This window comes from Pseudomonadota bacterium, assembly GCA_011049115.1.
Lineage (GTDB): Bacteria > Desulfobacterota > Anaeroferrophillalia > Anaeroferrophillales > Tharpellaceae > DSCM01.
The window spans coordinates 1-7,986 of record DSCM01000017.1 but is presented as its reverse complement, the minus strand read 5'-3'; the positions used below and the strand labels follow the sequence as shown (position 1 = coordinate 7,986).

Annotated in this window: 10 protein-coding genes; all 10 read right to left on the bottom strand. The window is 57.0% G+C overall.

The window, feature by feature from the left end:
- A partial coding sequence (locus ENN66_01475) for a hypothetical protein (GenBank protein HDS15294.1) occupies positions 1-220 on the bottom strand: 220 nt, incomplete at its 3' end.
- Positions 217-1,191, bottom strand: coding sequence for a VWA domain-containing protein (locus ENN66_01470; protein HDS15293.1), 975 nt, complete (start codon positions 1,189-1,191; stop codon positions 217-219). The genes ENN66_01470 and ENN66_01475, both read right to left, overlap by 4 nt.
- Positions 1,188-1,727 carry a DUF4381 domain-containing protein gene (locus tag ENN66_01465; protein ID HDS15292.1) on the bottom strand — a complete coding sequence of 180 codons (540 nt, stop codon included), beginning with the start codon at positions 1,725-1,727 and terminating at the stop codon, positions 1,188-1,190. The genes ENN66_01470 and ENN66_01465 overlap by 4 nt, the downstream gene beginning before the upstream one ends.
- A complete protein-coding gene (locus tag ENN66_01460; GenBank protein ID HDS15291.1) occupies positions 1,724-2,683 on the bottom strand; it encodes a DUF58 domain-containing protein in 960 nt (319 codons plus the stop codon). The genes ENN66_01465 and ENN66_01460 overlap by 4 nt, the downstream gene beginning before the upstream one ends.
- A 25-nt stretch (positions 2,684-2,708) precedes the next feature.
- Entirely contained in the window at positions 2,709-3,707 is a 999-nt protein-coding gene (locus tag ENN66_01455; protein HDS15290.1) for a MoxR family ATPase, read from the bottom strand.
- A gap of 153 nt (positions 3,708-3,860) precedes the next feature.
- Entirely contained in the window at positions 3,861-4,541 is a 681-nt protein-coding gene (locus ENN66_01450) for a PspA/IM30 family protein (protein ID HDS15289.1), read from the bottom strand.
- 220 nt (positions 4,542-4,761) lie between these two features.
- Positions 4,762-5,187 carry a hypothetical protein gene (locus ENN66_01445; protein HDS15288.1) on the bottom strand — a complete coding sequence of 142 codons (426 nt, stop codon included), beginning with the start codon at positions 5,185-5,187 and terminating at the stop codon, positions 4,762-4,764.
- A 252-nt stretch (positions 5,188-5,439) separates the two neighbouring features.
- Positions 5,440-6,552, bottom strand: a complete 1,113-nt coding sequence (locus ENN66_01440; protein ID HDS15287.1) for a potassium channel protein — start codon at positions 6,550-6,552, stop codon at positions 5,440-5,442.
- Positions 6,553-6,592: 40 nt separating this feature from the next.
- Positions 6,593-7,252: a hypothetical protein gene (locus tag ENN66_01435; GenBank protein HDS15286.1), complete on the bottom strand. Its 660-nt coding sequence runs from the start codon at positions 7,250-7,252 to the stop codon at positions 6,593-6,595.
- On the bottom strand, positions 7,249-7,986 hold a 738-nt coding region (locus ENN66_01430; protein ID HDS15285.1), incomplete at its 5' end, for a DUF350 domain-containing protein. The genes ENN66_01435 and ENN66_01430, both read right to left, overlap by 4 nt.

The window sequence follows — 7,986 nt, the reverse complement described above, 5'->3', positions numbered from 1 at the left end:
GAACGGCCAGCAGCAGCATCAGGAGCAGGCCGCTGAGTCGCCTTTTCAGGCCTTTGGGATTTTCTCCTACCAGAAGTCGGTCCAGCAGATGGCGGTCGCAGACCTGCAGCCATTGATTTCTGCCCTGACCTTGTCTCAGTTTCCGTTGCAGCAGAAACAGGCCAAGGGGAAGGCCCAGCAGCCACCAGGGGCGCAAAAAATGAAAATCGGCAAAGTTCATTGGTTCTTTTTCAGTAAAATAAGAAAACTCAGCCCTAAGGACACGCCCAGGGGCCAGAAGAACAATTCCTGTAGTGGACGCAGGGCCGGATCATCGCCGACCACCGGTTCGAGCTGGTCCAGAAGCGCGTAAATTTCTTCAAGCTCCCGACTTTCCCGGGCCCGGAAATAACGGCCGCCGGTAAGCTCGGCGATTTTGGTCAGGGTTTTTTCATCGAGTTCGGCTGAGGGATTTACAACCCGGCGGCCGAAAAAGCTGTCAACCACCAGGCGTTCGGCCCCGATTCCGATGGTGTAGATCACCAGGTTCTCCGTTTGGGCGAGTTCGGCGGCTTTCAGGGGCTCGATACTACCGGCGGTATTGGCGCCGTCGGTCAGAAGCAGCAGCACCTTTTTTTGTCCCGGTCTTTCCCTCAGGCGTTTGACGGCCAGGCCCAAGGCATCGCCGATCGCGGTTTTCTCGCCGGCGATGCCGATTTGCGCTTCCCGCAAAAGCTGGTTGACGGTCTCGCGGTCAAGCGAGAGAGGCGCCTGTAGGTAGGCCCGGCTGCCGAAGAGGATCAGGCCGATGCGGTCCCCCCGGCGGCGTTCAATAAAGTCTCCAGCTATTTTTTTGATCATGGTCAGGCGATCAACGGCCTGTTGATTGATGGTCATGTCCTGGGCTTTCATGCTGCCCGAGATATCAACCGCAAACAGCAAATCCCGGCCGCTGACCGGCAGGGCGACGGGTTCTCCGATCCACTGCGGCCGGGCGGCGGCGCCCACCAGCAGCAGCCAGGCAAGCAGGGCCAGCAGCCTGGTCCCGCGGTTGCCGCTCAGCTTGTGGTCGTGTTCCAGCTCGGCAAGCTCCGTAAAAAACGGTACCCACAGGGCCGGTCCCGAACTCAGCCGGGCCCGAGGCAGGAGCAGGTAGATTAATCCAGGCAGGGGCAGGGCGGCAAAGGCCGCTAACCAGGCAAACTCAATCATGTTTGGCGGCCTTCCGTAAGCGGTTTTCGGCGGGGCTGCCTGAAAAGTCCCCGACGTTGTCCCTCGAACCAGATTTTCAGGGCGCGGGCGGTAAGTTCCGGATCGCCATTAAAGTCATGGCGGGCATAGGGAGCTTCAAGTAAAACCGCCAGTTCCTGAAGCAACAGCGGCCTTTTTACAAGGGGGGCATGTTCCTGAAGAAAATTGAGCCAGGCCTGGCCGCAGAGTCCGGCCGGGTTGCGGTCGGCAAAAAAAACCAGGCAGAAGCGTCGAAGCAGGGCGGAAAAATCCTGGTAGAGCCGTCGGTGCTCGTCGGGGTTGTCAGGCTTAAGCTTCAGAGCGGCCAGCTCCTGCAGGGCTAGACGGACCGGTCGGTTCTCGCGCCGCCTGCGCATCCAGGTCAACAACAGAAGGCTCAGGCCTAAAATCAACAGGCTGAGTAGCCACCAGCCCGGTGCCGGCGGCCACCAGCCCGGTCGGGGCGGCAAAAGAATATCCCGCAGCTCGGCAAGGGCTTGAGAAGGGTCTGGATTCATGATTTTTTGTTTCCTGATCCGGGTTGCAGTCCCCGTCTCAGGCTTGCGGTCAGGTCATCATCGGAGACGATCTGCAGAACGGGGCTTCTGAGATTGGCGGCCAGGCGCATGAGCTTTTCCCGGCGCCGCGCAAAAGTCATCTGGTAGTCATGGCGTACTGCCGCCGAACCGGTATCGAGAACAGCCTGTCGATTGCCGTCGCTGATGGAATAGAAACCGGCCGCCGGCGGGCTCATTTCCAGAGGGTCGATGACCTGGCAGAGCACCAGGTCGTTATGGCGGCGCAGCTGGCTGAGACTGCGTTCACAACTCGCATTCAAACCATAGAAATCACTGATCAGGAAAACGCGGCTGCCGGGCCGGATACTTTGCTGGGCCTGATGAAGAATGGTCTCCAGTACGAAGGTGCCGGCCTGGTCGGGAGGGCGGCTGGCCTTGACGAGGGCGTGAATCAGGGCCAGTACGCCCTTGCGGCCGGGCCGGGGGCGTAGATCAAAGCTGGTTTCCGGGGTCTGAATGAGGCCTCCGATCCGGTCATGATTTAAAACCGCGCTCCAGGCGACGGTGGCCGCCAGGCGAGCGGCGACCACCGATTTGAATGCGTTTTTTGTGCCGAAATACAGGGACGGGCTGAAATCGACCAAGTTGATTACCGGGCGGTCCCGTTCCTCGGTGAACAGTTTACAGTGGACCTTGCCGCTGCGAGCGGTGACCCGCCAGTCGAGGTTGCGGATGTCGTCGCCCGGGGTATAGATGCGCGATTCTTCATAGTCCATGCCCCGGCCGCGAAAACGTGAACGCGTGTTGCCGGCAAACAGTGAATGAGCCTGGCGCCCGCCGCTGACCCAGAAAGGGCGGGTCGTGTGGCGTAGCTCCAACAGCTCTTCCAGACTGCAGGTAATGCCGTTGCTGATCGGTGGCGGTGAGTTTTTCTGAAAGATTCGGCTCAGGTGCATTTTTTTACCGGCTTGTTCAAATCCTTCAAGGCACGGGAATCAGGCGCAGCAGTTCATCGATAACCTGATCACTGTTGACGCCTTCGGCTTCGGCTTCAAAGGTCAGGAGCAGACGGTGACGCAGAATGTCATGACAGACGTCCTGAATGTTTTCCGGGGTCACATAGTCTTGCCCTCTGAGCCAGGCCTGGGCCCGGGCGCAGCGGTCCAGGGCGATGGTCGCCCGGGGGCTGGCGCCGTACTCGAGCCAGCGGCCGATTTTTTCTCCGCAGACGCGCGGATCGCGGGTCGCCAGGACGAGCTGAACCAGATATTCCCGCAAGGGGTCTGCAAGATGGACCTGCAGGACTTCGCAGCGAGCCCGGACAATGGTGTCCAGCGGAAGAATCGGCGCGGCCGGGGTTTTTTCCTCAAGCTCCTCCAGGGCTTCGCGGCGGGCCAGTTCGAGAATGACCTTTTCGCTCCGGTAGTCAGGGTAGTCAACCAGTACCTGCATCAGAAAACGATCAAGCTGGGCTTCAGGCAGAGGGTAGGTACCCTCCTGTTCAATCGGATTCTGAGTCGCCATGACCATGAACAGCCGAGGCAAAAGATGCGTCTTGCTCCCGATACTGATCTGACGCTCCGACATCGCTTCCAGCAGGGCCGACTGGACTTTCGCCGGAGCCCGGTTGATTTCATCGGCCAGAACCAGGTTGTGAAAGAGGGGGCCCGGTTGAAAACGGAAAGAGTTGTCGCCGGCCTGGTAGATATCGGTACCGGTCAGATCGGCGGGCAGCAGGTCGGGTGTGAACTGAAGGCGCTGAAAATCACCCTCGATACAGTCGGCCAGGGCCTTGACGGCTCGGGTCTTGGCCAGTCCCGGGGCCCCTTCGACCAGCAGGTGGCCGTCGGCAAGCAGGGCAATCAGCAGACGTTCAATTAGTTTCTCCTGACCGATGATTTCCGTGCCCATCCGGGTTCGGGTAGCGGTGAACAACGACCTGGTCTGGTCATCCTGCTGTGAGCTTTGCGGGTTGGTCATATTTCTGAATCCATAAAATAAGTTCAGGTTCGCCGGCGCCGTCGGAGGAGGTTTGGGCGCAGATGGCAAAACCTCATCATAAGGCCTGCAAGCAAAACCCGAGGTTTTCTGCCCAGAACACCGGTTTCGGGTTCTGCTTGCAGGCCTGGAATTTTAAGCGCCGATTCGGGCCTTGAGGGCGGCGAGCTTGCCGGTGACGGCCTGGTCGGCGCCGGCGCTTCCCAGGTCGGCAAATTCCTTTTCCAGGTTGTCGCCGCTGTCGGTGGCCATTTCCTGGGCGGCTTCGGCTTCGTGAGCACGGCGCTCCGCCTTGGCCCGCATCCGGGCCATGAGATCATCGGCATTATGTTTTTCCGAGATTCTGGCCTTGGCCCGGTAAATTTGTTTTTTGACTTCCGCCGCCTTACTCTGAGCGATAATGAAATCCCGGTTGCGTTTGAACTCGGCCAGTTCATCCTCGATGCGGTGGATATCCTGCTTCAAGTTTTCGATCTGGGTTCTCTGCTCCCGGCAGTGGGGTTCCATCGCTGCGGCTTTCTTCTCATGCTCGGCGGCGCGGGCCAAAGCCTTGACGGCCAGATCTTCGCGCCCGGCTTTTAAAGCCGCTTCGGCCTTGGCTTCCCAATGGCCCTGTTCCAGCTTTTCCCGGTCAAGCAGGGCTTGGGCTTGTTTTTCGGTGGCGATACAGGCCAGTACCGCCTGTTTGGCTTCCTTGATCTGTTTTTCCTTGTCGCGGATAGCCTGATCAAGCATCAGCTCGGGGGTTTCCAGTTTGTCTATGGCCTGATTGAATCCGGCCTGTCCGATTTTGAAAATGCGGTTAAAAATGCTCATGACTTGTCTTCTCCTGTATCAGGATGATGCGGCATCCTGATCTTGTCTGAGTTAATGAAAGCGCTGTAAGTCTGATTTGTCCCGATTCCTGACTGCTGGTGGAAATGCCTGCTTTCCGCCGCTGCTCTTTTGCCGGTCCGCTAAAGATCAGTGGTTACCATCCCGGCGGCTAAACCGGAAGCCGAATGGGTATGGCAATGAAGCTTTCTGAAACTTGCGGTTATTGGGGAACCTGCGGATTGAGATAGTCGGCCAGCAGGGTTTCCGCCCGGTCAACGGCCAGTTCCAGGGTGGTGAAAACCGAGAGCAGTTCATTGGCGTCAAGATTTTCCGCTTCGCGGCTCTCCACCAGAACCAGGCGCGGATCATCGGGATTGGCCCGGTTCAGGCCGAAGGCGACCGGCAGGATTTCGGTGTTGAGATCGAGCAGGTCGTGGTAAAGCTTTTCCGAGGCCAGGCTGCTGATATTGCCCAGATCAATCTCGAAGTAGAGATGGCCGCCCTCAAGGTTGATAAAGACCGGCAGCTCGCCGCCGCGTTCCACTCGGTAGACGGTCTCGTTTAGAACTTCAACACTGAAGCCGTTAAGTCTAAGAAAACCTTCGAGATTTTCTTTCTGGGAGCTGGTTATGATTACCTTTTTCATGAGAGGTCCTTATTCCTTTTTCCCGGTTGCGATCATTCAGGGTTAAATGGCGATGGTGAAATTTCAGGTTCAAATATAGGAGGATTTTTGAGCGCGGTCAAGAGCGGTGGGAGTATATTTGAAAATTCTAAGATTTTCGGTTTGTAACTATGCAGCCCATCCGGAAAGCCTGGGGAGACGATCCCGATTTCCTGTAGAAATCAGGTCATGTCCCCAGGTTTTCCGGATTTTCATGTCTCAATACAGGCTGAATCAACTACGCTGAACTGCTTCCCGGTTTTTGAGAATGTCGTCTTCAATGGCGCTGAAATCGCGGCGGCTTTCGGCCAGGATGATCAGTTTATCGCCAGGTTCAATGCGGCTGTCCTTGGCTGGATTAAGGAAGGTCCGGCCTTTTTTGATGATGCCGATCACCTGCAGGTTGGCCGGATGTTTCAGTACCGCTACCTGAATGTCGGCGACCCGGTGACCGGCCAGCCGGGTCGCGAGAATGTAGAACTGGCTGCCGATCTCGTTGCTGACGATCTGGGTGATGATTTCATGAATGCCGGGATAGAGAAATTCCTGGGCCAGCAGGCAATCGGTCAGACCCTCCGGAGTGACGATGCCGTCGACCCGGGCCTTGCGCAGCAGTGGAAGCTTTTCCCGGTGGCTGAGTTCGGCTACGACCTTGCATGGGTATTGATGTTCTCGGCGGAGCAGGTCGATAATTGACGCGATGGCAAAGGTGATGGCGTCGGCATCACTGCCGGCGGGGTCGCCGGTCAGGATGAAAACGCCCGCGGCGTTCTTGAGATTGGCTTTCTGTAGAGTCGTTTCACAGGTGGGACTGCCGTAAACAAAGGCGAAATTATTTTCGGGTAGGCTGTCCGGCAGCCGGTCGATTGTGTCGCTGACGATAACAAAGAAGGTTTTTTCATAAAGCGGGTGCAGTCTGAGCTCGCTGGTCAGGCGCCTGATCTTGTCCGCGCTGGGGAAATTGCAGATGATGATGTGATTTTCCCGGGTGATTTGCACAAATCCTCTCTTTTTCTTTGAAGTGTATTCAAAAAACTGTTCCGCCGCCATGCCCAGCAGGTAGCCGACTATCGCGATACCGACCAGCATGCAGGGATAGGCAATCAGGAAACGACCGCAATTGGTTTGCGGATAGAAATCGCCGTAGCCGACCGTGGTCATGGTGACCATGGCCCACCAGATGGCGTCAAGCAGGCCAAGCCCGGTCTGGATTCGATGCTCGGCCAGATAAAAAAGCAGGCCAAACATGATATTCAGGCCGACGGCGAGTAAGAAGATCCGGAACAGGCGCAGTCGCGCCAGGCGGTGTTGTTTCAGCCAGCGCAGAAAATGTTGAAAAAACGGCATGGATTAGGTGTGGGTCACGGTGTGAAGACGGAGTCGATCTTCACAGCCTCTCGCGCACGGCGCGGCCCTGCGCGATAATATCTTCAATTACCGCCGCGGCTTCAACTTTGCCCTGTTCATCCTCGTAGGCCAGCTCCGGCCAGTGAATGGCCTGATTGCAGATTTCCAGGATTTCATCCCAGATCGAGCCCAGCAGGAGCTCAAACTGCCATTTACCGTTCAGGTCCCGGCCGAATCTTTCTTCGTTGATGAAACTCATGAAAACCAGTTCCACCGGATCCTGTTCCAGATATTCGGTGACGGCGATCCGCAGGTCATCCCAGCGGGGCTGGGCAAGAAAATTTTCCCAGGCGGCGACTTCCGGATAGTCATTATAGAAGCTGAAGGCAAACTCTCCGTTTTCGAGGTCGACCGCGCAGAAAATATCGTTGATCGCCAGGTTTTCCCGGTAATGGCGGAGAAAATTCTGATGCAGAGCCCGTCCCTGAGGGGTGACGCAATAGTTCTGCCGCTCGTCGATTTCAATTAGTTCACGCGCCATCAACTGATCGAAAAGCGGTTCCAGCACCTCGTTGTGTTCATTCAACAGAATGGAAATCGGGGTCTCGTCCCTGATCATGTAGTCGAGCAGGTAAAGGCGGGCGAAATGTTGTTTCCGGGCTTCATCCAGGGTATAGGGTAACTTCGGTGCATTTTTCATGAGAAGAACAGGCTCCCGACCACCAGGGCGATGATAATGGCGATGCCGCCTTCAATCATGGCCACGCCCCAGTTCTGGTCCTGACTGATTTCATCGTCAAGGCTGACCCCGGGCAGAAGCAGCCGGTCGGCGATATAGCGGCCGCTGACGAGGAAGAAAAAACTTATCGGCAGCCAGCAGAGCAGCCCCGGAATCGAGTCGTAAGCGGCGATGTAATCGGCCAGGAGAATGCCGACGGCAATCATACTGAGGCCGAAAGCGATTCCGGCGGCGGCATTATCCCGTTCAATCTCGTGGTGCAGGTCGAAACGGCTGACCCGCCGGTAGAGGCGACCGAAAATAAGAAACGCGGCCTGGCCGACGGCGAAGTAAAAGAAGGTGCCGATAATGTCGCTGATGAAGCCCGAGCCGGGCCCGCTCAGCACGGTTTTGATAATGATGCCGGAGGCGATAAAGGTGCCGCCCTCAACCGCCCCGGTGCCGAGATTGCGGTCTTCGATCAGTTCCTTATGGTTGTCGAAGTGGGGCAACAGGTAGTGGTCGTTGAGATATTGCGATACCTCCAGCAGAGCGATGCCCAGCAGACCCCAGAAAAAGGTAGCGATGAGATCGCCGATCAGACTCCAGAATCCGGTTACCGGATGCTCGCCGTTGGTCGAGACCACGCCCCAGAGGATCAGACCAAGACCGAACAGATAGCCTGTGGTGGAGATGGCTACCGCTTTGTTGTCGCG